The 25471-nt window shown below is 69.2% G+C and carries 20 protein-coding genes; 12 read left to right on the top strand and 8 right to left on the bottom strand.

Features of this window, described 5'->3' with window-relative positions; translation table 11 throughout:
- The first annotated feature begins 8 nt into the window (after positions 1 to 8).
- Together ACFRKB_RS18830 and ACFRKB_RS18835 are read left to right on the top strand one after the other, a co-directional pair.
- Positions 9 to 743 carry a DUF1775 domain-containing protein gene (locus ACFRKB_RS18830; protein WP_383107046.1) on the top strand — a complete coding sequence of 245 codons (735 nt, stop codon included), beginning with the start codon at positions 9 to 11 and terminating at the stop codon, positions 741 to 743.
- Positions 744 to 936: 193 nt separating this feature from the next.
- Positions 937 to 2091 (top strand): glycoside hydrolase family 19 protein, encoded by a 1155-nt coding sequence (locus ACFRKB_RS18835; protein WP_383107048.1) that lies wholly within the window; start codon positions 937 to 939, stop codon positions 2089 to 2091.
- Between the two features lie 164 nt (positions 2092 to 2255).
- On the opposite strand, the gene ACFRKB_RS18840 is transcribed toward ACFRKB_RS18835, so the two are convergent.
- Both ACFRKB_RS18840 and ACFRKB_RS18845 read right to left on the bottom strand, forming a co-directional pair.
- Entirely contained in the window at positions 2256 to 3293 is a 1038-nt protein-coding gene (locus ACFRKB_RS18840; RefSeq protein ID WP_383107049.1) for an alcohol dehydrogenase catalytic domain-containing protein, read from the bottom strand.
- Between the two features lie 179 nt (positions 3294 to 3472).
- Positions 3473 to 5605 carry an alpha-galactosidase gene (locus ACFRKB_RS18845; RefSeq protein ID WP_383107051.1) on the bottom strand — a complete coding sequence of 711 codons (2133 nt, stop codon included), beginning with the start codon at positions 5603 to 5605 and terminating at the stop codon, positions 3473 to 3475.
- A gap of 179 nt (positions 5606 to 5784) precedes the next feature.
- Between ACFRKB_RS18845 and ACFRKB_RS18850 the strand changes: the two genes are divergently transcribed.
- The 9 genes from ACFRKB_RS18850 to ACFRKB_RS18890 all read left to right on the top strand — a co-directional run bounded on the left by ACFRKB_RS18850 (position 5785) and on the right by ACFRKB_RS18890 (position 19064).
- Positions 5785 to 6966 carry an ROK family protein gene (locus tag ACFRKB_RS18850; protein ID WP_383107053.1) on the top strand — a complete coding sequence of 394 codons (1182 nt, stop codon included), beginning with the start codon at positions 5785 to 5787 and terminating at the stop codon, positions 6964 to 6966.
- Between the two features lie 2 nt (positions 6967 to 6968).
- Positions 6969 to 8282 carry an ABC transporter substrate-binding protein gene (locus ACFRKB_RS18855; RefSeq protein ID WP_383107055.1) on the top strand — a complete coding sequence of 438 codons (1314 nt, stop codon included), beginning with the start codon at positions 6969 to 6971 and terminating at the stop codon, positions 8280 to 8282.
- A 21-nt stretch (positions 8283 to 8303) separates the two neighbouring features.
- Positions 8304 to 9248, top strand: a complete 945-nt coding sequence (locus tag ACFRKB_RS18860) for a carbohydrate ABC transporter permease (RefSeq protein WP_383107057.1) — start codon at positions 8304 to 8306, stop codon at positions 9246 to 9248.
- Complete coding sequence (locus ACFRKB_RS18865) at positions 9245 to 10168, top strand: carbohydrate ABC transporter permease (protein WP_383107058.1); 924 nt, start codon at positions 9245 to 9247, stop codon at positions 10166 to 10168. The genes ACFRKB_RS18860 and ACFRKB_RS18865 overlap by 4 nt, the downstream gene beginning before the upstream one ends.
- 134 nt (positions 10169 to 10302) lie before the next feature.
- Positions 10303 to 12165: an alpha-galactosidase D gene (locus ACFRKB_RS18870; protein ID WP_383107060.1), complete on the top strand. Its 1863-nt coding sequence runs from the start codon at positions 10303 to 10305 to the stop codon at positions 12163 to 12165.
- A 229-nt stretch (positions 12166 to 12394) separates the two neighbouring features.
- The gene (locus ACFRKB_RS18875; protein ID WP_383107335.1) at positions 12395 to 14758 is read left to right on the top strand and encodes a glycosyl hydrolase family 95 catalytic domain-containing protein; all 2364 of its coding nucleotides are present in this window, start codon (positions 12395 to 12397) and stop codon (positions 14756 to 14758) included.
- The gene (locus ACFRKB_RS18880; protein ID WP_383107062.1) at positions 14755 to 16005 is read left to right on the top strand and encodes an SGNH/GDSL hydrolase family protein; all 1251 of its coding nucleotides are present in this window, start codon (positions 14755 to 14757) and stop codon (positions 16003 to 16005) included. Before ACFRKB_RS18875 ends, ACFRKB_RS18880 begins: the two co-directional genes overlap by 4 nt.
- 134 nt (positions 16006 to 16139) lie before the next feature.
- Positions 16140 to 16652 (top strand): SRPBCC family protein, encoded by a 513-nt coding sequence (locus tag ACFRKB_RS18885; RefSeq protein WP_383107063.1) that lies wholly within the window; start codon positions 16140 to 16142, stop codon positions 16650 to 16652.
- 105 nt (positions 16653 to 16757) lie between these two features.
- Positions 16758 to 19064, top strand: coding sequence for an FdhF/YdeP family oxidoreductase (locus tag ACFRKB_RS18890; protein WP_383107065.1), 2307 nt, complete (start codon positions 16758 to 16760; stop codon positions 19062 to 19064).
- Between the two features lie 30 nt (positions 19065 to 19094).
- Here ACFRKB_RS18890 and ACFRKB_RS18895 read toward each other — a convergent pair whose 3' ends face one another.
- Positions 19095 to 19274, bottom strand: coding sequence for a hypothetical protein (locus tag ACFRKB_RS18895; protein WP_383107336.1), 180 nt, complete (start codon positions 19272 to 19274; stop codon positions 19095 to 19097).
- Between the two features lie 164 nt (positions 19275 to 19438).
- Positions 19439 to 20335: a LysR family transcriptional regulator gene (locus ACFRKB_RS18900; RefSeq protein ID WP_383107067.1), complete on the bottom strand. Its 897-nt coding sequence runs from the start codon at positions 20333 to 20335 to the stop codon at positions 19439 to 19441.
- A gap of 113 nt (positions 20336 to 20448) precedes the next feature.
- Here ACFRKB_RS18900 and ACFRKB_RS18905 point away from each other — a divergent pair, with 113 nt between their 5' ends.
- A complete protein-coding gene (locus tag ACFRKB_RS18905; protein WP_383107068.1) occupies positions 20449 to 21258 on the top strand; it encodes an MBL fold metallo-hydrolase in 810 nt (269 codons plus the stop codon).
- A 134-nt stretch (positions 21259 to 21392) separates the two neighbouring features.
- On the opposite strand, the gene ACFRKB_RS18910 is transcribed toward ACFRKB_RS18905, so the two are convergent.
- The 4 genes from ACFRKB_RS18910 to ACFRKB_RS18925 form a co-directional block, all read right to left on the bottom strand.
- Entirely contained in the window at positions 21393 to 21728 is a 336-nt protein-coding gene (locus tag ACFRKB_RS18910) for an antibiotic biosynthesis monooxygenase family protein (protein WP_383107070.1), read from the bottom strand.
- A gap of 75 nt (positions 21729 to 21803) precedes the next feature.
- Positions 21804 to 22844, bottom strand: coding sequence for a C40 family peptidase (locus tag ACFRKB_RS18915; RefSeq protein WP_383107072.1), 1041 nt, complete (start codon positions 22842 to 22844; stop codon positions 21804 to 21806).
- A 179-nt stretch (positions 22845 to 23023) separates the two neighbouring features.
- The gene (locus ACFRKB_RS18920) at positions 23024 to 23389 is read right to left on the bottom strand and encodes a BlaI/MecI/CopY family transcriptional regulator (protein WP_383107073.1); all 366 of its coding nucleotides are present in this window, start codon (positions 23387 to 23389) and stop codon (positions 23024 to 23026) included.
- A 79-nt stretch (positions 23390 to 23468) separates the two neighbouring features.
- Positions 23469 to 25262, bottom strand: a complete 1794-nt coding sequence (locus ACFRKB_RS18925) for a glycoside hydrolase family 35 protein (RefSeq protein WP_383107075.1) — start codon at positions 25260 to 25262, stop codon at positions 23469 to 23471.
- Positions 25263 to 25471: the final 209 nt, after the last annotated feature.

Genomic DNA, 25471 nt, shown 5'->3' on the forward strand with positions numbered 1-25471 from the left:
AGTTACCTGTGTCCCGCACCATCCGGCCGCGCACCGTGCGCCGCCTGTCCGCCGTGACCGTCCTCGCCCTGGCGGCCTCGGTCGCCCTCGCCGCTCCGGCGTCCGCGCATGTGGAGGTCGAGGCGGAGGGCGCCAGAGCGCTCGCGGAGAACGTCACCCTGGACTTCACCGCCGAGACGGAGTCCGACAAGGCGGGCATCACCGAGCTGGAGGTGATCCTGCCCGAAGGGATCGCCCCGGCCGATGTCCGCTACAAGGAGGGGCCCGCGGAATGGAAGTTCGCGGTCACGGAACGGGGCTTCACCGTGGGCGGGCCCGCGCTCGCCACCGGCGAGGACGCCGCGTACGCCGTGACCGTACGACAGCTCCCGGACGCGAAGTCCCTGGCCTTCAAGACGCTTCAGAGCTACGGAGACGGCCGCGTCGACCGGTGGATCGAGCTGGAGGAGCCGAAGGAGGGCGAGCACGGCAGCCCGGCGCCCACCCTCGCGCTGAAGCCGGCGGCGCCCGGGGCCGAGCCGGTCGGTCCCACCCCGAGCGCCGAGACCTCCTCTGCCGCGCCGTCCAGCCCGGCGTCCGGCGAACCGGCGGAGACGCAGCCGCCTGCCGAGAGCACCACGGCCGTCGCGGCGGACGACGGGGCGAGCCCGGTTCTGATCACCGCCATCGTGGTGGCCGCCGTCGCGCTGATCGGCGGCGGGCTGTGGTGGTTCCGGCGCCGTAGCGGGGCGAATTCGGCCTGATCCGACGCGGAGACGCCGGTCAGCGCCGCGCTGGCCGGCCGTCCGCCTGGCGACGCCGCGCCGTCGCCAGGCGGCCCGCGATTGGTCCATACCAAGCCCTTGACGAGCGCTTCGCTCACACCTTGAATCAAGTAGTGAACTCCCTTGTCAGTTCCCCCACTTGTGTGCGCCTCGCGAAAGGTATGACATGGGCATGAGAATTCACTGGAGACGCGTGGTCGCCCGGCGGCGCGGTTCCCTCACCCGCAGGGCGGCGTACGCGGCCGTCGGTTCCCTCGTCGTGGGTCTGCTCAGCGTGCTCCCCGCGTCTCCCGCCGCGGCGGCGACCGGCCAGATCAGCGGGCTGGCGGGCAAGTGCGTGGACGTGGCGGGCGCTTCGAGTGCCAATGGCACCCCCGTGCAGTTGTACGACTGCAACGGCACCGGCGCCCAGCAGTGGAACGTCGGCTCGGACGGCACCATCCGGGCTCTCGGCAAGTGCCTGGACGTCACCGGCAATTCGACCGCCAACGGGGCCGTGCTCCAGCTGTGGGACTGCACCGGCGGCGCCAATCAGCGGTGGGTCGTGACCGCCGCGCGGGACATCGTCAGCATCGCGGCCGACAAGTGCGTCGATGTCACGGGCAACAACTCGGCCAACGGCACCCGGCTGCAGATCTGGACCTGCACGGGCGCCGCGAACCAGAAGTGGTCGGCGCCCGCCACCGGCGGCGGCGACCCGAGTCCGGGCGGATTCGTCGTCTCCGAGGCCCAGTTCAACCAGATGTTCCCGGGCCGGAACCCCTTCTACACGTACAGCGGCCTGACCGCCGCGCTCGGCGCCTACCCCGCGTTCGCCAAGACCGGCAGTGACACCGTCCGGCGCCAGGAGGCGGCGGCCTTCCTCGCCAATGTCAACCACGAGACCGGCGGCCTGGTCCATGTCGTGGAGCAGAACACCGCCAACTACCCGCACTACTGCGACTGGGGCCAGCCCTACGGCTGCCCGGCGGGCCAGGCCGCGTACTACGGCCGCGGCCCGATCCAGCTCAGCTGGAACTTCAACTACAAGGCCGCGGGCGACGCCCTCGGCATCGACCTGCTCAACAACCCCTGGCTCGTGCAGAACGACTCGGCCGTGGCCTGGAAGACCGCCCTCTGGTACTGGAACACCCAGTCCGGCCCCGGCACCATGACCCCGCACAACGCGATGGTCAACCAGCGCGGCTTCGGCGAGACGATCCGCAGCATCAACGGTTCCCTGGAGTGCGACGGGCGCAACCCCGCCCAGGTCCAGAGCCGGGTCGACGCCTACCAGCGCTTCGTCTCGATCCTCGGCACCACGCCGGGCGCCAACCTCTACTGCTGACAGCGCTGGTACCGCTGATACCGAAGGCCAACGGGCAAGGTCCCGTAGCCCGGTGCGGGTCCCGGGGGCCGTCCGGCCGCGGCCGGGCGGCCCCCGTCACCCAGCGGCTATGACAGTCGTGACAGAGCGCTGAGCGAGGGCCGCCTCCGGCGGCCCGGCTCGGCTCAGGGGCGGACGAGTACCTTCAGGGCCTCGCGGTTGTTCATGGCGCGATAGCCGTCGGGCACCTCGTCCAGGCCGATGGTGCGGTCGAAGACGCGGCCCGGCTCGACCGTGCCGTCGAGGACATCGGGCAGCAGCTCGTCAATGTAGGCCCGCACCGGGGCCGGGCCGCCGTTGAGCGTGATGTTGGGGCCGAACAGGCTGTCGTACCCGATCGGCGCTTCCTCGTACTGCGGCAGACCGACGCGGCTGATCACGCCGCCGGGGCGCACCACGCCCACCGCCGTCTCGTACGCGCTCATGTATCCGACGGCCTCCAGCACCGTGTGGGTGCCGTCGTCACCGGTCAGCCCGCGTACCTTCGCGATGCCTTCCTCGCCGCGCTCGGCGACCACGTCGGTGGCGCCGAAGTCGCGCCCGAGGTCGGTGCGGTCCTTGTGGCGGCCCATGAGGATGATCCGCTCCGCGCCCAGGCGCCTGGCGGACAGCACGGCCAGCAGCCCGACGGCGCCGTCACCGATCACGGTCACCGTGGTACGCGGGTTCACCCTGGCCATCTTCGCCGCGTGGTAGCCGGTGCCGTACACATCGGACAGGGTCAGCAGGGACGGCAGCAGGGCGGAGTCCTCGCCGACGGGCAGCTTCACCAGCGTGCCCTGGGCCTGCGGGACCCGGATCGCCTCGGCCTGTCCGCCGCCTATGCCGCCCGCGGCCCAGAACCCGCCGTGGCGGCAGGAGGTCTGCAGGCCCTCGCGGCAGAAGTCACACGTGTTGTCGGCCCATGCGAAGGGGGCCACGACGAGATCCCCGCGCCTCGGCCCGGCGACGTCGGAGCCCAGCTCCTCGACCACGCCCAGGAACTCGTGGCCCATGGGCGTCCCCTGCTCGGAGACCGGAATGTTGTGGTACGGGTGCAGGTCACTGCCGCAGATGCACGCGCGCACGATCCGTACGATCGCGTCGGTGGGCTGTCGCAGAACGGGGTCGGGCGCGTTCTCCACGCGTACATCGCCGGGACCGTACATGAATGTGGCTCGCATGAGGCACCTTCCCTGGTGGCGGCGGCTCACTGGTCGAGGTGGTCGGTTCGGAGCCGGCGACCTTCGCCGCGCCTCTCTCTGTCATTCCAGAATCGCATCCCCTCATCAGCCCGCAAAGGGAGAGCTTTCCTCCCCGGGACGCATTCCCCCTGGGCGCTCGCCACCGCTCCGGTCACCGCCTACGCCTGAGCGTCCACCCTGATCAGATGCAGGGACGTGCTGGACCAGTCCCCGGCCGGCAATTCGGGCACGATCCCGTACCCGGTCAGTACCGACGCGTGATGGACGGCGCCGGTACGGGCGTCCCGGTAGCGTGCCGTGGGGTCCAGGCCCGCGAGTCTGAGGGCGGGGCGGGGGGTGCCGTGGCGGGGGGCCCGCTGCCAGACCAGCACGAACGCCTCCCGGCGGTCCATGGTGGTGTACTGCACGGCGGACGGCGCGTCGTCGACGGGACCGCGCAGCCGGTGCAGCGTGCCGTGCTGCACGATATGGCGGACCTTCTTGTACTCCGCCACCCACTCGGCGCCCTCGGCGCGTTCCGCCGCCGTCCAGCGCGCGAGATCGCCGCCCACCGCCAGCACCCCCGCCATCGCGACATGGAACCGGTAACGCAGCGGCACCGAACGGCCGGTGAGCTGGTTGGGCACATCCGTCACCCAGGCCGCCATCGTCCGTGCCGGGTAGATCTGGCCGAAACCGTGCTGGATCGGGACCCGGTCCGCCGCGTCGGTGTTGTCGGACGGCCACGCCTGGTCCGTACGGGAGAGGATGGCCAGGTCGACCCGGCCGCCGCCCCCGCTGCACGTTTCGATCCGCAGTCCGGGGTGGTCCGCGCGCAGCCGGTCGATGACCCCGTACAGGTGGTGTGTGTACCGCGTCCACAACACATCCGCGCCGTCCTCGCGGCCTGGCCAGCCGGCCTCGCTGAAGGCGCGGTTCATGTCCCACTTGAGGAAGTCGATGCCGTGGTCCGCGACCAGCCGCGTCAGCCAGCCGTACGCCCACTCGGCGACATCGTCCCGGGCGAAGTTGAGCACCAGTTGGTTCCGCAGCTCGGTGCGGGTGCGGTGCGGGAAGTGCAGTACCCAGTCCGGGTGCGCGCGGTACAAGTCGCTGTCCGGGTTGACCATTTCGGGCTCCACCCACAGGCCGAAGCGCATTCCGAGCCGGTGGACCTCCTCGATCAGCGGGGTGAGCCCGCCGGGGAAGCCGTTGGCCGCCGGCGCCCAGTCGCCGAGTCCGGCCGTGTCGTCCCGGCGTCCGCCGTACCAGCCGTCGTCGACGACGTAGAGCTCCACACCGAGTTCCGCGGCCCGCGCCGCCAGCGCCTTCTGTCCGGCCTCGTCGACCTCGAAGCCGGTGGCCTCCCAGGAGTTGAACAGTACGGGGCGCAACTCCTCGGGGTGCGGCAGCACATGGGCCAGGATGTACGCGTGCCAGGCGCGGCTGGCCGCGCCGAAGCCGCCGTCGGTGTACACGGCCGCGTAGCGCGGCGTCACGTACTCCTCGCCGGGACCGAGCGGAAGTGACACACCGTCATGTCCGGCTCCGCCGGTGAAGGCCGTACGCCCGTCGGGGGTGCGCTGCACGGTGACCTGCCAGCTTCCGCTCCAGGCCAGGGCCGCGCTCCACACCTCGCCCCGGTCCTCGGTGGCATCGCCGGCGTCCAGCATCAGCCAGGGGTTGGCGTGGTGGCTGGTGATGCCGCGCCGGCTGGTGAGCACGGTCTCGCCGCGCGGCACCCGCTCCCGGTGGAGCACGCCCTCGGCCGACCACTGCCCGGTGACATGGCTGATCCGGTAGTCGTCGCGCGGTGGCAGCGTCCAGGCCGCCGAGTCCGCGCGGGCCAGTGAGACCGGTTCCCGGCCGGTGTTGCGCAGCACGGTCCAGCGCTCGACGACATCGGTGTCCTCGTGGACGCGGTAGTGCAGGGTGACCGCCAGCGGGTAGTGGCGGTCATGGAACTCCAACGCCAGCTCGGCCGTTCCTGGCGCCGGTTCACTGGTGCGGTGGCCCACGGGCCGCCACTCGAAAGCGCGCGTGCCGTCGGCGAACCGTACCCGAAGGGAGGGCGCTCCGTACCGGGCGCCCCCGTCGACGGGCAACTCCTCGCCGGCCGCCGGGCGGCCCTCGAAACTGCTGATCTCCGCGGCCGGAGGAGGCACCAGCTCCCCGGCCGCCGCGAGGGTCAGCCGTGGTCCCCACGCGAGGTGGCAAGGCGCTCCCGTGTCATCGATCCGCAGCGCGTACGAGGTGCGCGCGGTGGAGAGCAGCCAGACCCCGGAGGCCGGGGCGAAGGAGATCAGAGACATTGATCCTCGCGTTCAATCAGCGCCACAGGAGAGGTACGCAGCCAACCCCTCCTTCGATCGGCTGTCAACACCTTCGCTGGATCTGGCTTTCACAGGCTGATGACGCCATCAGAAGGTTCTCCACATGAAGTCTGTTTCTTTCATTGACAGCAGAAAATAATCACCCTAGCTTTCCGGCCATGCGCTCAACCACTCCTCCCGAGGCGGTCCCGGCGACGACACCGGCCGCCTCCCTGGTCTTCACGACCGTGCTGTCCCACGGCCCGCTCACCCGGGCCGAGATCGCCCGGCGGACCCGACTGTCGCCGGCCGCGGTCACCAAGGCGGTGCGCCCGCTGCTGGAGGTCGGGTATCTGGTCGAGGACGTGGACGAAGGGGCACGGCCCGCTCTCGGGCGGCCGGCCAATCTGGTACGGGTCGACGCGGGCCGGGCGCTGTTCATCGGGATCAAGGTGACGGGCGACGAGATCATCGCCGTCCTGGCCGACCTGTGCTGCCATATCCGGGTGGCCCGGCACGTACGGCTCACGGACCGCGAGCCGGCGTCGGTGCTCCCCGCCCTCACCGCGCTGGTGCGCGAACTGCTCCTGGAGGCCGAGGGTTTCGGTGTGCGGGTGCGGGGGCTGGGCATCGCCGTCTCGGGTGATGTGGACCGCACGGACGGTGTGGTGCGCTACTCCCCCTTCCTGGAGTGGCGGGACATCCCGCTCGCCGAGATCGTCGGGACCGCGACCGGTCTGCCGGTCACGGTCGACAACGACGTACGGGCGCTGACCGTCGCCGAGCAGTGGTTCGGGGCCGGGGTCGGGCTCTCCGACTTCGCCCTGGTGACCGTGGGCGCCGGCATCGGGTGCGGCCTGGTGGTCCACGGACGGGTGGTGTCCGGCGCGCACGGCGTGGCCGGTGAGATCGGGCATCTGTCCATCGACCCGCTCGGCCCGCCGTGCCACTGCGGCAACAACGGGTGCGTCGAGGCCATCGCGGCGGACCCGGCGATCCTGCGCGGGGTCCGGGAGGCCACGGGCAGGCCGGTGACCACCGCGGCCGAGGCGCTGGAACTGGCCCACAGCGGGGACCCCGGGGTACGGGAGGTCTACGCACGGGCCGGTGAGGCCATCGGCAGGGCCATCGGCTCGGTGGTCAACGTCCTCGGTCCGGAACGGGTGGTCATCTCCGGCGAGGGCCTGGCCGCATACGACTTGTTCGCCGAGGGCATCCGCGACGCGTTCGCCGCGTCCGCCTTCGGCACGGCAGCGCAGTGTGACGTGATGACACGACCGCTGCCCTTCGAGGAGTGGGCGCGCGGGGCCGCGGCCACCGCGATCCAGTCCTTCATCGGATCAGACACGCGACAGGAGTAGCGATGACGCCGCAGAGCCGCACGCCCGGGACCCCGGCCGGTCCACACCGCAGAAGGGTGGTCCAGGGGCTGCTCGGTGTCGGGGCCGCAGCCCTGGCCATGCCCGCCCTCGCCGCCTGCGGCGGAGGGGCCGCGTCCGATCCGAAGACCGTGACCTTCGGCTCGAACGGGGCGGACGCCACACCGAAGAAGGCGTACGCCGCGGTGACGGACGCCTTCGAGAAGGACAGCAAGCTCACGGTCAGGACGAACACCGTCGACCACGACACGTTCCAGAAGAGCATCTCCACCTATCTCCAGGGCACTCCGGACGATGTCTTCACCTGGTTCGCCGGCTACCGCATGCAGTACTTCGCCAAGAAGGGCCTCGCCAGTCCCATCGACGAGGTGTGGGAGACGATAGGCGCCGGCTACAGCGACGCCGCCAGGCAGCTGTCCAAGGGCGAGGACGGGAAGTACTACTTCGTCCCGCTCTACAACTACCCGTGGGCCGTCTTCTACCGTAAGAGCGTCTTCCAGCAGTACGGCTACGAGATTCCCGTGACGTGGAGTCAGTTCACCGCGCTGGCCAAGCAGATGCGGAAGGACGGCCTCTCTCCCATCGCGTCCGGCTATGGCGGCGGCGACATCTGGAGCATCCTGGGTGCCTTCGACTATCTCAATCTGCGCGCCAACGGCTATGACTTCCACATGTCCCTGATGCGGGGTCAGGTCTCGTGGACCGACAAGCGCACCGCCAGGACCATCGATCTGTGGCGCGAGCTCACCCCGTACTACCAGAAGGGCGCGGGCGGCCGTTCCTGGCAGGACGCCGCGCAGTCGCTGCTCGACAAGAAGTCCGGCATGGCGATCATCGGTCTCTTCCTCGGGCAGCAGGTCACCGACGAGTCCCTGCGCTCCGACATCGACTTCTTCCCGTTCCCGGAGATCGACCCGGCGTACGGCCAGGACGCGGTCGAGGCCCCCACCGACGGCTTCATGCTCAGCCGCAAGCCGAAGAACCCGGACGCCGCGCGCACCTTCCTCGAATTCCTCGGCGGCGCCAAGGCCGAGAACCTCTACATGGGCGCCGACCCGAGCAATGTCGCGGTCAACTCCGGTGCCGACACCGGCTCGTACAACGCGCTCCAGAAGAAGTCGGCCGAACTCATCGCGGGCGCCAAGCACATCACCCAGTTCGGGGACCGCGACAGCGACCCGGGATTCATCTCCACCGTGGTCGAGCCGGGCTTCACGGAGTGGCTGAGCCACCCCGACGACGGTGCGGCCCTGCTGAAGAAGATCGAGTCCCAGCGCTCGCGCTTCTTCAGGGCCTGATCCCGGCGGAGAGGTTCCACCATGTCCTCCGTGCGTACCGCGCCCCGGTCCCCGTCGCGCGCACACCCCCGTCCTCGCCGGCTCGGTCCTGGTGACCGCCTCTTTCTGACGGTGGTCGTCGGTATCCCGCTGATCGCCCTGCTGGTCTTCGTGTGGCTGCCGGCGCTGGCCTCCATCGGGCTGTCCTTCACCAGCTGGGACGGCATCGGCCTGTCCGACATCCACTGGGTCGGACTCGGCAACTACCAGCAGATCTTCACCAATTACCCGCCGTTCTGGCCGGCCGTCCAGCACAACGTGATCTGGCTGCTGTTCACGGTGCTGCTGCCCGCCCCGTTCGGGGTCTTCCTCGCCTACCAGCTGGACCGCAAGATCCGCTTCACCCGGATCTACCAGACGGCCATCTTCCTGCCGATGGTGCTGTCCCTGGCGGTCGTCGGCTTCATGTGGGAGATCATCTACAACCCCGACAACGGGCTGCTGAACGGGGTGATCGGCGCCGTGTCGCCCGGCCACCACATCGACTGGCTGGGCGACCCCGACCTCAACCTCTGGGCCGTACTGATCGCTTCCGGCTGGCGGCACGCAGGTTACATCATGATTCTCTATCTGGCGGGGCTCAAGGGCTTCGACCCGGCCCTCAAGGAGGCCGCCGCGCTCGACGGCGCCAACGGACGCCAGACCTTCCTGCGGGTGGTGCTCCCGGCCATGAAGCCGGTCAACATCATCGTCGTGGTCGTCACCGTCATGGAGTCCCTGCGGGCCTTCGACATCGTCTACGTACTCGGCGGCGGCACCGGCAGCAAGCCCGGCATGGAGCTGCTCTCCCTCCTCATCACCGACAACATCATCGGTGAGTCCAGCCATATCGGATACGGGTCCGCCCTCGCGGTCATCCTGCTCCTCGTCTCCCTCGCGGCCATCGGCGCCTTCCTCTTCCAGACCTTCCGCAAGGAGGACCAGTGACCGCGACCGTCACGCCGCCGGCCCCCCGGTCACGCACGCCGCTCCCCCGTACCGCCGAGGCTCCCCGGGGGCCGAAGCGGCAGACGGGACGGCATCTCCTGCTCGGCGGCATCGCGCTGCTGTGGCTCGTCCCGCTGCTGTGGGCCGTCTACACCTCCCTGCGGCCCTACTCCGACACCACACAGCACGGCTATCTCTCGTGGCCGCGCAGCATCGGTCTGGGGAACTTCGCGGACGCCTGGAACCAGTCAGGGATGCCGCGGTTCTTCTGGAACTCGGTGCTCATCACGATTCCGGCGGTCCTGGGCACGCTGCTGTTCGCCGCGGCGGTGGCCTTCTTCGTCTCGCGGTTCGACTTCCGCTGGAACCTCGCGCTGCTGATCCTCTTCACCGCTGGGAACCTGATCCCCGCGCAGGTGCTGATCACACCGCTGTACCGGCTGTATCTGCTGCTGCCGCTGCCGGCCTGGATGAGCGATTCCCTGCTCGTCTACAACTCGCTCTGGGGCATCATCTTCATCCACATCGCCTACCAGTGCGGCTTCTGCACCTTCGTGCTCAGCAACTACATGAAGACGATCCCGAAGGAGATCCTCGAAGCCGCGCTCGTCGACGGCGCTCCGGTGTGGCGCCAGTTCTTCCAGATCGTGCTGCCGCTGTGCCGCCCTGCGTTCGCGGCGCTCGCGACGCTCGAATCCATCTGGATCTACAACGACTTCTTCTGGTCCCTCGCGCTGATCGAGACCGGTGACAAGCGTCCGATCACCTCGGCCCTCGCCAATCTGGAGGGCCAGTACTTCACCAACCCGAACCTCATCGCGGCGGGCGCCCTGCTGACCGCGATCCCGACTCTGCTGGTCTACTTCGCGCTCCAGCGCCAGTTCATCAGCGGGCTCACCATCGGCTCGGGCAAGGGCTGAGCCGCCGCCCCGACGTACCGCCGGCTCGCCGGCCACCGCATGTGAGCGGACGGCGCCCGCCGTCGGGAACGCACGCCCCCTGCCCGGTTCCACCCGCGCGATCCCCGTGACCCGACAACAGGAGGTGCGACCCCATGCGGTCATCCTCGTACCCCGCTCCGCCGGCGGCCCGGACCGGCTCCGCGCGCCGGACCATGAGAGCCATGCTGGTCCTGGCCGTCACCGCCGGTCTCGCCACGGCCGTTCCCGCCGCCGAGGCGACGTCTCCCGCCCGGGACACGGCGGCGCTCGCGTCCACCGCCACAACGCGAGCGGCCTCCGACGTCGCGGCCAAACCCTTTATGGGATGGTCCAGTTGGAGCATGCAGTCCTCCAAGTACCCGGGGCTGAACCCGGACGGCGACTACAGCTATCTCACCGAGGCGAACGTCCTGAAGCAGACGGACGCCCTCGCCTCCAAGCTCAAGAAGTACGGCTACGACCGCGTCAACATCGACGCCGGCTGGTGGCGCGACAACGACTGGAAGCCGCGGTTCGACCAGTACGGGCGGCAGACGCACGACCCGGTCCGGTTCCCCCGCGGTATGAAGCCGGTCGCGGACCACATCCATTCCAAGGGCCTCAAGGCGGGCATCTATCTGCCCGTCGGCCTGGAGAAGGAGGCGTACGGCGACGGTAAGGTGCCGGTCTGGAACGCCCCCGGCTGCACCACCGCCGATATCGTCCACCCGGACCTGCGGACCACCAATGGGTGGGACAGCTCCTACAAGCTGGACTTCGCCGACCCGTGCGCGCAGAAGTACATCGACTCGCAGGCCCGGTTGTTCGCCGACTGGGGCTACGACTTCCTCAAGCTGGACGGCGTGGGCCCCGGCTCGTTCAAGTCCGGTGACAACTACGACAACGTCGCCGATGTCGCCGCCTGGCGGCGGGCCATCGCCGCCACCGGACGCCCGATCCACCTCCAGCTCTCCTGGTCGCTCGACATCGGCCACGCCGCCGACTGGAAGCGGTACTCCAACGGCTGGCGTATCGACACCGACATCGAGTGTTACTGCAACACCCTTGTCACCTGGGAGAACTCGGTCAACGACCGGTGGGAAGACGCCCCCGCGTGGAGCGACAAGGCGGGCCCGGGGGGCTGGAACGACTTCGACGCGATCGATGTCGGCAACGGGGAGATGGACGGTCTCACCAAGGCCGAGCGGCAGAGCTATATGACCCTGTGGGCCATCAGCAAGTCGCCGCTGTACACCGGTGACGATCTCACCAGGCTGGACAGTTACGGTGTCTCGCTGCTGACCAACCGGGAGGTCATCGCCGTCGACCAGAGCGACTCGCCCGTGGCGCGTCCGGTCACCCCGATGGGCGACCAGCAGGTCTGGGGCACCAGGAACGCCGACGGCGGCTACACCGTCGCGCTGTTCAACCTCGGCGACTCGCCGGCCTCCGTCACCGCCCACTGGGCATCCTTCGGATTCACCGGAAACGCCTCCGTGCGCGACCTGTGGAACAAGGAGAATCTCGGTCCCCACAAGAACAAGATCACCGCGGCCCTGCCCGCACACGGCTCGCGGCTGTTCACCGTCAAGCCCGGTGGTGAGGCGCTGCCCACCACCGGTTACGAGGCCGAGTCCGCGGCGAACACACTGACGGGCAACGCCTCCGTCGCCGGATGCGACGCCTGCTCCGGGGGCAAGAAGGTCGGCAACCTCTACACCGGCGGCAAGCTGAGGTTCAACGACATCACCGTGAAGAAGGACGGGATCTACACCGTCCGGGTCGCCTATGTCAGCGGCGACGCCCGCTCGGTGACCGTCTCCTCCAACAGCGGTAACGGCAGCGGTCTGAAGTTCCCCTCCACCGGCGACTGGGGTACGGCGAAGACCGTCAGTGTCCAGCTGGCGCTGAAGGCGGGCTCCAACACCATCACGTTCGACAGTGGCGGCGGATACGCGCCGGACCTCGACAGGATCGACGTACCGCACTCCGTCTGACGTACCGCACACCGTCTGACGTACCTCGCTCCGACCGACGTACTGCGCGGGGCCCGGTCCCGGTGATACGGCCCGGGCCCCGCGCCTGGCTCTCGCAGTGCCTACGCCCCTGCGCGTTTCCCCGGATATGGAGTGCACACCCGTGGACATCCCGCACACCCCCTCGCCCTCGCCCTCCTCCTCGTTCTCCTCCTCCGACAGTCGCCAACGCCCCAGCCGCAGAGGCTTTCTGGCTCTCACCGCCGCTGCGGGCGCGACCGCCGCGCTCGGTGGTCTGCCCGCCTTCTCCGCCTCGGCGGCCCCCCTGCGCCCCACCGGATCACCCCTGCTGTCCCCGGCCGACGCCGCGAGGAACCAGCTGTGGTGGCAGGCTCCCGGCTCCGCCGGCTCGCTGATCGAGCAGGGGCTGCCGGTCGGGAACGGGCGCCTCGGGGCGCTCGCGAGCAATGACCCCGCCGCCGAACTCCTGCTGATCACCGACGCCACCCTGTGGACCGGCGGGCTGAACGACACACTCCAGAGCGACGGACAATTCCCTTACGGACGCGACGACTTCGGCTCCTTCACACTGCTCGCCCAGCTCACCGTCGCCCTTCCGGACCACGACCTGGGCCGTGTCCACCACTACCGCCGCACCCTCGACCTCGCCCAGGGCCTGGTCACCACCTCGTACGATCTCTCCGGTGTCACCTACCGGCGGCAGATCTTCGCCAGCCGTCCCGACGACGCCATCGTCCTGTACTTCTCCCAACGGGGCGGCGGCTCGTACACCGGCACCCTCTCCCTCGCGGGCACACACGGCGAGTCCACCAGCGTCAACAGCGCCCGGCGCTACGCGTCGTTCGGCGCCTCCTTGGCCAATGGTCTGAAGTACGGCGCGGCCGTCACCGCCCACAGCGACAGCGGCACGGTCCGGGTGCACGGTACGTCGATCACCTTCAGCGGCTGCCAGGACCTCACCGTCGTCGTCAGCGGCGGTACCAACTACGCGCCCGACGCCGCCGCGGGTTTCCGTAACCCGTCCCTGGAGCCGGAGCGCCTGGCCAGGACCAAGGTCCTCGACGCGGCCGGGCACTCGGCGGACACCCTGTTGCGCACCCATGTCGCCGATTTCCGCGCGTTGTTCGGACAGTTCGGCATCGACCTGGGCGCCTCGTCCGCCGCCCAGCGTGAACTGGACACCTGGGAACGGGTGCGGGCGCGCGACCGGGACAATGTCCCCGACCCGGAACTCGAAGCCGCCTACCTCCAGTTCGGCCGCTATCTGATGATCTCCGGATCGCGCGGCAGTCTGCCGCTCAACCTCCAGGGCCTGTGGCTCGACGGCAACGACCCGGACTGGATGGGCGATTACCACACCGACATCAATGTCCAGATGAACTACTGGCCGGCCGACCGGACGGGTCTGTCCGGCTGCTTCGACGCCTTCGCCGACTACTGCCTCGCGCAGCTGCCCGCCTGGACGGACGTCACCCGGCGGCTGTTCAACAGCCCGGCCAACAGATACCGCAACTCCGGTGGTGAGATAGCCGGTTGGACGGTGGCCATCTCCACCAACCCGTACGGCGGTGGCGGCTGGTGGTGGCACCCGGCCGGCAACGCCTGGCTCTGCCAGAACCTGTTCGAGCACTACGAGTACACCCAGGACCGCGTGTATCTCGGCAAGATCTACCCGCTGCTCAAGGGGGCCGTGGAGTTCTGGGAGGCCCGTCTCCTCACCACGACCGTCACCGACGCGTCCGGAGCCTCGCGCGAGGTGCTGATCGCCGACAGCGACTGGTCGCCCGAGCACGGTCCGCTCGACGCCAAGGGCATCACCTACGCCCAGGAACTGGTGTGGAACCTGTTCGACAACTACCGTGCCACGACGGAGACGCTGGGCCGGGACACCGGTTACGGCAGAACCGTCGACGGATTGCGGAAGCGGCTGTATCTGCCCGTGGTCAGCCCCACGACGGGCTGGCTGGAGGAGTGGATGTCGCCCGACAACCTCGGCGAGACCACACACCGGCATCTCTCGCCGCTCGTCGGGCTCTTCCCCGGCGACCGGATCCGCCCCGACGGCTCCACACCGAAGGAGATCGTCGACGGCGCGACCGCTCTCCTCGACGCGCGCGGGATGAACAGCTTCGGCTGGGCCAACGCCTGGCGCGGCCTGTGCTGGGCGCGGCTGAAGAACGCGGAGAAGGCGTATCAGCTCGTCGTCAACAACCTGAAGCCGTCGGTCAACGGCGGCAACGGCAGCACGATGAACCTCTTCGACATCTACGAGGTCGAGCAGGGGCGCGGCATCTTCCAGATCGACGCGAATTTCGGCACCGCCGCCGCGATCATCGAGATGCTGGTGTATTCGCGGCCGGGACATGTCGAGCTGCTGCCGGCGCTGCCCGCTGCCTGGGCGGCCTCCGGATCGGTGTCCGGCGTGGGCGTCCGGGGCGGCTTCGTCGCCGACGTCAGCTGGAAGAACGGCAAGGTCACCCGGGCGACGCTGAAGAGCGTGGGCGGCCGTGGCACGACCGTCGTCGCCGGCGGCACCACCCGCGAGATCAGCCTCAAGCCCGGTGGGTCCGTCACCCTGCGGAACCTCGGATGAGGGCCAGTTCGGCGGTGAGGGTGGTGTGCGCGCTGGTCATGGCGGTCTGCGGGCCGCTGACCGCCACCTCGCCCGCGCAAGCGGCACAAGCGGCACAGACAGCGCCGGAGACGCGGGAAGCGCGGGAAGCCGGACAGGGCACGCACACCGTGGTCACCTGGGGCGCCAGTGCGGAGAAGCAGGGCCCCGGCCCCGCCGACCGCGGCTACCGGCTGATCGTACGCACCAGCGTCGGCGGTACGGATCTGCGCATCCGGCTCTCCAACGCCTTCGGCGACCACCCGGTCACCTTCGCGAGCGCCTACGCGGGGCTGCGGAAGCAGGGGGCCGAGCTGGTCCACGGCTCCAACCGGCGGCTGACGTTCGGCCGCGCCGCGTCCGTCACCGTACCGGCCGGGGAGACCGTACTCAGCGATCCACTGCCCGGGAGGCTGGCCGCCGGGAGCGATCTCGTCGTCAGTCTGTATGTGACGGGTGCGCGAGGGCCGACGACCGGACACGGCATGGCCATGCAGACCTCCTACGCGGCCGCAGGCGACCACACCGCGGAGGAGGGCGCGGCCAACTGGACCGATCCGACGGGGTCTTGGTACTGGCTGGACGCCGTCAGTGTGGAGACGTCCGCGAAGACCGGCGCGGTGGTGACCCTCGGGGACTCCATCACCGACGGATGGGCCTCGACCACGGACGGGAACCGCCGCTGGCCGGACTATCTGTCCCGGCGGCTCCAGGCCGCGTCGGGCAGCGCCGTGAAGGGCGTCGCTAACGAGGGCATCTCCGGCAACAAGGTCCTCGCGGACGGGGCCGGCGAGTCCGCGCTGAACAGGCTGGAGCGCGATGTGCTCTCCCTGCCCGGGGTCCGTACGGTCTTCCTGTTCGAGGGCATCAATGACATCAAGGCGCACACCGGTGTCACGGCGGACGATCTGATCGCCGGCTACCGGCGGCTCATCGACCGGGTGCACGCCGCGGGGAAGTGTGTCGTCGGCGCGACCGTCATGCCGTTCAAGGGCTGGTCCGAGTACGACGCCGAGGGCGAGGCCGTACGCCAGGAGGTCAACGACTGGATCAGGAACAGCGGCGCGTTCGACGCCGTGACGGACTTCGACAGGATCACCCGCAACCCCTACGACCAGCAGCGGATCCTGCCGTTCTTCGACGGGGGCGACCATCTCCACCCGAACGACAAGGGCATGCAGGCGATGGCCGACGCCGTCGATCTGTCCGCCCTGCGGTGCGCCGGCTGAGCGGCGGAGAGTGACCTGTACGACGTGCGCATCGATCTGTCCCGGTATCTAATGAGAAATCCTGGTCCTCATGACGGGGTAACTCCTGGTGAGGCCGCGACCGCCCTGTGACGCGCAGCAGAGGAATGGTCAGTATGACCATCATCGAGAAGTCGGTCGACGTCGATGTTCCCGTCCGGACCGCCTACAACCAGTGGACACAGTTCGAGAGCTTCCCCCGCTTCCTGGAAGGGGTGGAGCGCATCGATCACCCCCAGCGCACCCTGACGCACTGGGTCACTCGCGTCGGTGCGGTTACCCATGAGTTCGACGCGGAGATCATGGAGCAGCGGCCCGACGAACGGCTGGCCTGGCGCACGCTGACCGTGCCCCGGCACGAGGGCACCGTCACCTTCCAGTCCCTCGGACCCGGGCGTACCCGGGTCAGCCTGCGGCTGGACCTCACGGCGAGCGGTGTGGCCGAGAAGACCGGGAGCGCCCTGAATCTCGCGCGGCGACGCGTGCACCGGGGGATGGAGTCCTTCAAGGAGTTCATCGAGGGGCACGGACGGGAGACCGGCTGCTGGCGGGGCGAGATCCGGTCCGGACGCGTACGGCCGGACCCCGCCCAGGGCTGGCCGCATGTTCCCACCTGGCCGACGGGCTGATGGTGCGTGTGGACCCGAGTATGCGGACTTGATGTGCGGACCTGATGTGCGGACCTGATGTGCGGACCGAGCGAGAGGCTGAGACTTGTGCTGAGGAAACCACCGGTGGACGACCCCGGCGGTGACAAGCCGCGCATCACTCCGCCCAAGACCTGGGCTACCGGTGTGCCCGCGGTGGCGCATGCGATGGAGTACTCACTGGAGCAGACCTCGCCCCGGCGCACCGCCCTGACGCTGCTGAACATCAACCAGACCGAGGGGTTCGACTGTCCGGGCTGCGCGTGGCCGGACCCCGCGCCGGGGCACCGTAAACGGAACGAGTACTGCGAGAACGGCGCCAAACACATCAACGACGAGGCCACGTCACGCCGGATCACGGCCGCGTTCTTCGAGCGGTATCCGATCAGTGAGCTGGCCGGGAAGTCGGACCAGTGGCTCAATCAGCAGGGCCGGCTCACCGAGCCGATGGTGAAGCACGTCGGTTCCGACCACTACGAGCCGGTGACATGGAGCGAGGCGCTGGGCCTGCTCGCCGAGGAGCTGCGCCGGCTGAACTCCCCGAACGAGGCGATCTTCTACACCTCGGGAAGGGCCAGCAATGAGGCGGCTTTCGTCTTCCAGCTGTTCGCGCGCGCCTTCGGCACCAACAATCTGCCCGACTGTTCCAACATGTGCCATGAGTCGAGCGGCGCCGCGCTGAAGGAGACTCTGGGCGTCGGCAAGGGGGATGTGAGCCTCCGCGACATCCATCACTCCGATCTGATCTTTCTGGTGGGCCAGAACCCGGGCAGCAACCACCCGCGCATGCTCACCGCGCTGGAGCAGACCAAGCGCAACGGCGGCCGTATCGTCGCCGTGAATCCACTGCCCGAGGCCGGACTCATCCGGTTCAAGTACCCGCAGAAAGCCCGCGGGGTAATCGGCCGGGGCACCCAGATCGCCGATCAGTTCCTTCATATCCGCGTCGGTGGCGATCTCGCGCTCTTCCAGGCGCTGAATCTGCTGCTGCTGGAGGCCGAGGACGCCCGTCCGGGTACGGTGCTCGACCACGAGTTCATCGAGAACCACACCAGCGGCTTCACCGAATTCGCCGCACACGTCCAGGAACTGTCGTGGAAGGACGTCCACACGGCCACCGGACTCACCCGCCCGGAGGTCGAGAAACTGCGCGACCTGGTGCTGAGCAGCGAACGGATCATCGTCTGCTGGGCGATGGGCCTGACCCAGCACAAGCATGCCGTCCCGACGATCCGGGAGATCGTCAATTTCCTGTTGCTGCGCGGAAATATCGGGACTCCGCGCGCCGGCGCCTGCCCGGTGCGCGGCCACAGCAATGTCCAGGGAGACCGCACCATGGGCATCTGGGAGAAGATGCCGCGGGAATTCATGGACGCGCTGGGCCGCGAATTCTCGTTCACCCCGCCGGCCGAGCACGGCTGGGACACGGTGGATTCCATCCGGGCGATGCTCGACGGCCGCGCCAGGATCTTCCTCGGCCTGGGCGGCAATTTCGTACGCGCGACACCTGACAGCGGGATCACCGAGAGCGCGATGCGCCGGTGCCGGCTCACGGCGCACATCTCGACCAAGCTGAACCGTTCACACACGGTCTGCGGAGAAATCGCTCTTATTCTCCCGGCATTGGGCCGCAGCGAAAAGGACAGGCAGGCGGACGGAGAGCAGTTCGTCACCGTCGAGGACTCGATGAGTCAGGTGCATGCCTCGCACGGACGCCTCGAACCCGCCTCCAGAAAGCTGCTCAGCGAAGTGGCCATCCTCAGCCAGCTCGCCCGCCGTACCCTCGGCGACACGGTGGACGTGCCCTGGGACGCGTTCGAGGCGGATTACAACCTCATCCGGCAGCGGATCGCCCGCATCGTACCGGGGTTCGAGAACTTCAACGAGCGCGTGGTCAAGCCGGGAGGCTTCGGCCTCCCCAATCCGGTGAACGAGGGGGTGTTCCCGACCCCGAGCGGCAAGGCGCTCTTCACCGCGAACGAGTTCCAGATGCCGCAGGTCCCCGATGGCCATCTGCTCCTTCAGACCATGCGTTCCCATGACCAGTGGAACACCGTCCCGTACACGCTGGACGACCGCTATCGCGGAATCCACGGGTCGAGGCGCATCGTGCTCGTCAACCCGGCCGACCTCCTGATGCTCGGACTCCCCGACGGCGCTCAGGTCGACCTCATCGGTGTGTGGCACGACGGCGTCGAACGGCGGGCGAACGGGTTCCGGCTCGTCTCGTACCCGACGGCGCGGGGGTGCGCCGCCGCGTACTACCCGGAGACGAATGTGCTGGTGCCGCTGGACAGTGTCGCGGAGATCAGCAACACCCCGACGTCCAAAGGGATCGTCATCCGCCTCGAACCCTCTCCCCGCCAGGCGACCGCGCCCCGTTCGTCCGCGTGACCGCGGGCGCGGCCCGGTCGACTCGGTCCGCTATTCGCCCGAGTTCGTGTGCCGGTTCGTACGCCCCGGCCGGCTCACGAGCTCGCCCGCCATCCGGGTCCCTGCGGCCACCGCGCGCACCCAGCGCGGTCCGCCCCGCGCCGCCCACACGACGCAGACACACCCTCCGACGGTGAGCACGAGGACGCCGGACAAGACGAGCACGAGCATGCTCATCCCCCTCCTTCTGTTGTGCGGGCCGCCTGTCGGGCGGTCCGCACAATCCTCTCAGTCCGCGAACCAGGCCGTCGCGGTGGCCCAGGCCAAGGCCAGGGAATGAGCCGAATCGCTGTCCGGGACACGTCCCGGACAGGGGCTCGCCCTCGCCTCCGACGCTACGTCCTCGTTCGGGCCGACGTCCTCGTTCGGGCCGACCCGTAGACGGCCGCGGCGACATGGACGAAGGAGCGGATGAGCGGGCTGGTGCCGGTGCTGTTCCAGGCGATGACGAGGTCGCTGGGCGGCTTGTCGGTGAGGGCGACGCGGGTGAGGCCCTCGGGAAGGGTGTGGGCGAGCGTCGTCAGGCCCACGGTGCCGTCCCACAGGATGGACTGGAGGCATTCGTGCACGGTCCGCACGACGGGGCCGTCGCCTCGCTCGGCGGCGGCCGTGGGGCCGCTCCAGTACGCCCGCCAGACGGGATCGGCCCCTTCGGGCAGCTGAAACCAGCGCCGGTCCGCGAGCTCGTCCAGTCGCAGACTCTCGCGGTCGGCGAGCGGATCGTCGGCCCGCAGGACCACGCCCACGGGGTCGGAGCGCAGGACGCGGAGGGTGATGCCGGTGTCGTCGAAGGGTGCCCGGGTCAGGGCCACGTCGACCAGGCCGGTCCGCAGTCCGGCGGTCGGGTCGGTGAAGTCGGCCTCGCGGATACGGACGCGGGCAGTGGGGTGGCGTCGCCGGTACGCGCCGGCCAGTCGCGTACCGGCCTGCTCGGCACTGTCGGCGAGGGTGCCGACGGTGAGGGTGGCGGGGCCCGCCACGGCCGTTACCCGTGTGCGGACTTGTTCGGCCCGCGCCAGCAGGGTGCGCGCCTCGTCGTAGAGCGCGGCCCCGGCGGTGGTGAGCGCGACACCGCTCGGTGAGCGGTGCAGCAGGGTGCAGCCGAGGTCCGTCTCCAGCTGCTGGACGGCCCGGCTCAGCGGTGGCTGGGTCATGTGGAGTCGCACGGCGGCCCGGCCGAAGTGCAGCTCTTCGGCGACCGCGACGAAGTAGCGCAGCGTCCGTAGGTCCATCAACAGCGACGATACCCGCACGGTATCGGGGCGGGGAAAGGGGTGTTGGACGCCTCGGGCGCCCCCGCGCTGGACTGGGGCCACGAACCGCCCTGCCACACCGAGGAGTCACCATGGCCGAATACACGATGCCGGATCCCGTCGTCCGCGTCACAGACGTACAGGAACTCGCCCGTGACCTGGTGGTCATCCCGAATCGGCAGGTCCAGCTCGTACCGAACATCGGCATCATCGGCGGCCGGGATTCCGTTCTGGTCGTCGAGACGGGCATGGGTCCCGGAAACGCGGAGAAGGTGCTGGAGTTCGCGGCCGGGTACGCCAAGGGGCGTCGGCTCTTCCTGACGACAACGCACTTTCACCCCGAGCACGCGTTCGGCGCGCAGACCTTCGCCGGAGAGGCGACGTTTCTGGTCAACCAGGCCCAGGCCGAGGATCTGAAGGTGAAGGGCCCCGGCTATCTCGACATGTTCAGGGGACTCGGCGAGCCGGTCGCGCGGCAACTGGAGGGCGTCGTCGCGCCGGCACAGCCCGATGTCGTCTACGACCGGTCGTACGACCTGGACCTGGGGGGCCGGGTCGTTCAGCTGCGGGCCACGGGCCGGGCGCACAGCAGGGGCGACCAGGTGGTCAGGGTGCCGGACGCGGACGTCCTGTTCACGGGGGACCTCGCGGAGGCCGGTCAGTTCGCGATCTTCCCGTGGTTCCCGCCGTACGACACCGATGTCTCGGGCACCCGCTGGCTGAGCGTGATGCAACGGCTGGCAGCCGAGGGCGCGGGGGTCGTGGTGCCCGGCCACGGCGAAGTCGGCGGCCCGCGACTGCTCGCGGATGTACGCGATTACCTGCGGCTCCTGCGTGACGAGACATGGATCCGCCGCGATTCCGCGGTCAGTGAGCAGACGATCGTCGACGAGAGGCGCTGATGATCGAGCGGCATCCGGAGTGGGCCGGCCGGGACTGGATCGAGAAGGGCGTCCACTGCCTCTGCGCCGAACACCCCGGGCGGGATCGGCCGCGGTAGCCATCCCGCCCTTGGTGGGTCCCGCCACTCAGTGGGTCACGTGCCGTCGGCCGCCTTGGGGGCGGCTTGCTGGACCACCTCGAAGGACCACAGACTGGAGCCGGAAGCCGCGGGCTTCTGCTGAGCGGAGCCCTCTCCGCCACGCTGGTGGGCCGCCTTCATCGGGCCCTCCATCCACGCCTGGAAGTCGGCCTCGCTGCGCCAGCGCGTATAGACGAGGTACTGGTCGGTGCCCTCGACCGGGCGCAGCAGCTCGAACCACTCGAATCCGTCGGAGTTCTCCACCGACCCCGCGCGGGACGCGAAGCGCTTCTCCAGCACCTCGCGCTGTTCCACCGGAACCTGCAGCACATTGATCTTGACGATGCTCATGGCTCCATCTTGCCTCAGCCCGCCGGCCATCCGTCGGACGCGGTCAGGGATCACTGTCGTGCTGACGCCCGCTTCTCACCCGATGCGTACGCCCCACATGAACGGCATGCCACTCCGCGCGATCGACTCGTAGCGCACCTGCGCGCCCGGCTTCGGGGAGTGGAGGATCTGCCCGTTTCCGGCGTAGAAACCGACATGGCTCAGATCCGTGCGCATGATGATGAGGTCACCGGGCTTGAGCGCGCTCAGGGAGTTGATCCGGGTACCGACGTTGGCCTGGGCCTGGGAAGTACGGGGTATGGACACTCCCGCCTGATTGAACGCCCAGGACGTCAGCCCGCTGCAGTCGAAGGAGTTCGGCCCGGTCGCCCCCCACACATAGGGCATGCCGACCCGGCTCTTGGCCGCGTTGAACGCTTCGGCGGCCCGCTGGGAGGCGCTGGCCTCGTTCCCCAGTTCGACCCGATCGCTGGAGCGGTTCGCGCGTTCCTCCTCGGCGGCCCGTGAGGCGCGTTCCTTGGCGGTCATGGTGTTGAGGAGCCGCTGGGCCTCCGCGAGCTTGCCCTGGATCTCCTTCTTCCTGTCCGCGAGTTCCTTGCGGGTGTCCTTGAGGTCCTTGAGCTTCTCCGCCGCCTGGCTGCGCTGCTGCTGAAGAGATCGCTGCTGCGACTGGAACTGCTCGATCGCGGCGACCTGCCGGGCGCTCAACTGATCGAGAGCGGAAGCCTTCTCCAGGTAGCCGTCCGGATCAGAGGTCAGCAGGACCTGAATCGACGGGTCGAGCCCTCCGCCCCGGTACTGGGAAGCGGCGATCGAACCAAGCCGGTTGCGCAGTTCGTTGAGACCGTTCTGCTTACGGGCCGCGGTGTCCTGCAACGCGTCCACCTGCTTCTGCAGTTCCCCGGCCTTCTCCTTCGCCCCGTTGTACTTCTCGGTGGCCTGCGTGGCCGCCTCGTACAGGCGGTCGACCTGAGCCTGGACGCCCTTCTTGTTGGGGTCCGGCAGCGGGTCGGCCGAAGCCGGCTGCGCGGAGATGGCGACGGCCGCCGCGGCTGTCGCGGTGAGCACGGACGCGTAGGCCTGGTTGGACTGCTTAGGACGACGGTGGGACGCCACTGAGGCGGTCTCCTTCTTCCTCGGCCGCCTGCCGGGACAGCACCCTGCCACCTCGGCACCCGCCCCGACGCGTAAGTACGGCGACACCTCCGCTGTCACCCGGACAGGTGATCAACCGCACGAAGGTATGGTCACGGATACTACAACGCTAAGTTACTTAGTTCCAAGGGGGGTTGGGTTCAGCGGCCGGTACGTCCTACGTTCCGCAGGGCCTCGCGCAGGGCCGTGACCTCGTCCTCGGACATGTTCTCGACGAAGTGGACCAGCGCCGCGGGACGGTCCTTGCTGGCGCCCAGACCGTCCTCCATCAGCGCGGCCGCGTACGCCTCACGGCTGCGCACCGCCGTGTACGACCACGCGCGGCCCTGCTTGTCGCGCAGCAGCCAGCCCTTGGAGTAGAGGATGTTGGTGACGGTCATCACCGTGGTGTACGCGAGGGGCCGGACCCTGTTGATGTCGTCGACGACCTCACGCACCGTCGCCGGCCGGTTCCATGTCCAGAAGCGGTCCATGATCTCCGCCTCAAGGTCCCCCAGCCGCCGCATGCCCTTGGTTTCCTTTCGCCGCCGATGAAGCGACTCCATGGTAGACGGGGGCCTGTCAGGCTTCCCGCGTGGACATCTCCTACTCTTCCGTCGGGCCGAGGTCGTGCGTCGTCCGGAAGCCGACGGTACGAGCGCGGTGGGCGGAGTGCAGTTCGAGCACGACGATCTCGTTGGTGCCGACGCGCAGCACGGGGGCGGGAACGTACAGGGACCGCTGGGGTCCACGGGACCAGTAGCGGCCCAGCGCGAACCCGTTGATCCATGCGTTGCCCTTCGTCCAGCCGTCGAGGTGGAGGAAGGTGTCCGCCGCCTCGGCCAGTTCGAAGGTGCCGCGGTGGAAAGCCGGGCCGATCGGTGCGGTTGCGGTGGACGTGCCGGCGGTGGCGGTGACGGTGCCAGTCGTGGCGGTGGCGATGAACGGAATCGCGTCCAGGGAGGTCAGCGGCAGCGGTCGGCTGGTCCATCCGGCAAGCTCCCCGCCGTCCAGCAGAACCCTTCCCGGCAGCCCCTTCCTGTCATGGATGCCGGGCCCGTAGTTGACCCGGCCCTGGTTCTCCACGAGCAGGCTCAGAACGCTGCCGGAGCGCGGCACGGTGAAGGCGAGGGCGTGCTCATGGTTCTCCCGCTCCAGGACCCCGACGGGCTGCCCGTCGAGGAAGACCTGAGCGCGGTCGCGGACCTGCTCCAGCTCCAGGAGCACGGGCCCCGGGGACGGCAGGACGGTCTCGTACAGGACGAATCCGAAGCCCTGCCCGAGCTGTTCCATCGTCAGCGGGTGGGAGGACTCGACGGCGTCGCCAAGGGCCGGAGCGCAGTCCAGCAGGCCGGCGCTCATGGTCAACGGGACCGAGGGGAGAGCGAGTTTGGCCGAACGCGCGGGCACGGGACCGGCGGGGACCGGCGCGTACGTGGCGATGACCTCGCGGAAGGCGGTGAACTTCTCGGTGGGGTCGCCGGCTTCGTCGAGCGGTGCGTCGTAGTCGTAGGAGGTGACGGTGGGCCGGTATGTGTGCTTGTCGTTCGCGCCGTTGGTGAAGCCGAAGTTCGTGCCGCCGTGGAACATATAGAAGTTGACCGAGGCCCCCGTCGCCAGCAGTTCGTCCAGCTCCCGCGCCGCCTGGTCGGGGTCGCGGACCACGTGATGGCCGCCCCAGCGGTCGAACCAGCCGATCCAGAACTCGGCCGACAGCAGGGGGCCCTTCGGCTGGTGTGCGCGCAGGGCGGCGAGGTTCCGGGCGGAGCGGGTGCCGAAGTTGGCCGTCGCGAGGGCCCCCGGCAGCGTCCCGCGCTCCAGGTCGGCGGGCTGGTCACAGGTGAACAGGGGCACGTCGACACCGCATCGGCGGAGTGAGCCGGCGAGGTGTTCCAGGTAGGCGGTGTCGTCCCCGTAGGCCCCGTACTCGTTCTCCACCTGCACGGCGAGTACCGGCCCGCCGCGCGTGGCGAGGTAGGGCAGGAGCGGGGAAAGCAGCCGAGCGAAGTAGTCGTCGACCGCGGCGAGAAAGAGGGGGTCGCGGGTGCGCAGCCGGATACCGGGGTGAGCCAGCAGCCAGGAGGGCAGGCCGCCGCCCTCCCATTCGGCACAGATGTAGGGCCCGGGACGGAGCAGCACATGGAGGCCCTCGGCGGCCGCGAGGTCGAGGAAGGAAGGCAGATCGAGTCCGTCGTTCATACAGAACAGATCCGGCCGCGGCTGGTGGAGGTTCCACGGGACGTACGTCTCGACGGTGTTGAGGCCCATGAGGCGGGCCTTGTGAAGCCGGTCGGCCCACTGCGCGGGATGGACCCGGAAGTAGTGCAGTCCGCCGGACAGGAGCCGGAAGGGGGCGCCGTCCAGGCGGAATCCGCCGTCGTCGATCTGCAGAACGGGCATGCGCTGCTGCTCCTGTGCCGAAGGGGGATGCACGGTGGAGGCGTGGGGAACCGGCGGGGCCCGTACCTCATGAGTATGTTTACGTAAACACACCGGCGGTGACAAGCCCTGAGCCGTAGCCGCGCTCCGGGATTCCGAACATCACACGGTGTGCCCGCCTAGTCTTTCGCGTACGACGATCGCCAGGTCTCCCCTCCGTCCATCTCCCC

This window comes from Streptomyces scopuliridis (assembly GCF_042790125.1).
Taxonomy (GTDB): domain Bacteria; phylum Actinomycetota; class Actinomycetes; order Streptomycetales; family Streptomycetaceae; genus Streptomyces; species Streptomyces scopuliridis_A.

Coding starts and splice junctions, on each gene's coding strand:
- ACFRKB_RS18900 (WP_383107067.1), bottom strand. CDS start 20,335: ATGGACCTACGGACGCTGCGCTACTTCGTCGCGGTCGCCGAAGAGCTG.
- ACFRKB_RS18860 (WP_383107057.1), top strand. CDS start 8,304: ATGTCCTCCGTGCGTACCGCGCCCCGGTCCCCGTCGCGCGCACACCCC.
- ACFRKB_RS18845 (WP_383107051.1), bottom strand. CDS start 5,605: ATGTCTCTGATCTCCTTCGCCCCGGCCTCCGGGGTCTGGCTGCTCTCC.
- ACFRKB_RS18920 (WP_383107073.1), bottom strand. CDS start 23,389: ATGCGGCGGCTGGGGGACCTTGAGGCGGAGATCATGGACCGCTTCTGG.
- ACFRKB_RS18835 (WP_383107048.1), top strand. CDS start 937: ATGAGAATTCACTGGAGACGCGTGGTCGCCCGGCGGCGCGGTTCCCTC.
- ACFRKB_RS18885 (WP_383107063.1), top strand. CDS start 16,140: ATGACCATCATCGAGAAGTCGGTCGACGTCGATGTTCCCGTCCGGACC.
- ACFRKB_RS18855 (WP_383107055.1), top strand. CDS start 6,969: ATGACGCCGCAGAGCCGCACGCCCGGGACCCCGGCCGGTCCACACCGC.
- ACFRKB_RS18850 (WP_383107053.1), top strand. CDS start 5,785: ATGCGCTCAACCACTCCTCCCGAGGCGGTCCCGGCGACGACACCGGCC.
- ACFRKB_RS18925 (WP_383107075.1), bottom strand. CDS start 25,262: ATGCCCGTTCTGCAGATCGACGACGGCGGATTCCGCCTGGACGGCGCC.
- ACFRKB_RS18895 (WP_383107336.1), bottom strand. CDS start 19,274: ATGCTCGTGCTCGTCTTGTCCGGCGTCCTCGTGCTCACCGTCGGAGGG.
- ACFRKB_RS18910 (WP_383107070.1), bottom strand. CDS start 21,728: ATGAGCATCGTCAAGATCAATGTGCTGCAGGTTCCGGTGGAACAGCGC.
- ACFRKB_RS18840 (WP_383107049.1), bottom strand. CDS start 3,293: ATGCGAGCCACATTCATGTACGGTCCCGGCGATGTACGCGTGGAGAAC.
- ACFRKB_RS18880 (WP_383107062.1), top strand. CDS start 14,755: ATGAGGGCCAGTTCGGCGGTGAGGGTGGTGTGCGCGCTGGTCATGGCG.
- ACFRKB_RS18905 (WP_383107068.1), top strand. CDS start 20,449: ATGGCCGAATACACGATGCCGGATCCCGTCGTCCGCGTCACAGACGTA.
- ACFRKB_RS18870 (WP_383107060.1), top strand. CDS start 10,303: ATGCGGTCATCCTCGTACCCCGCTCCGCCGGCGGCCCGGACCGGCTCC.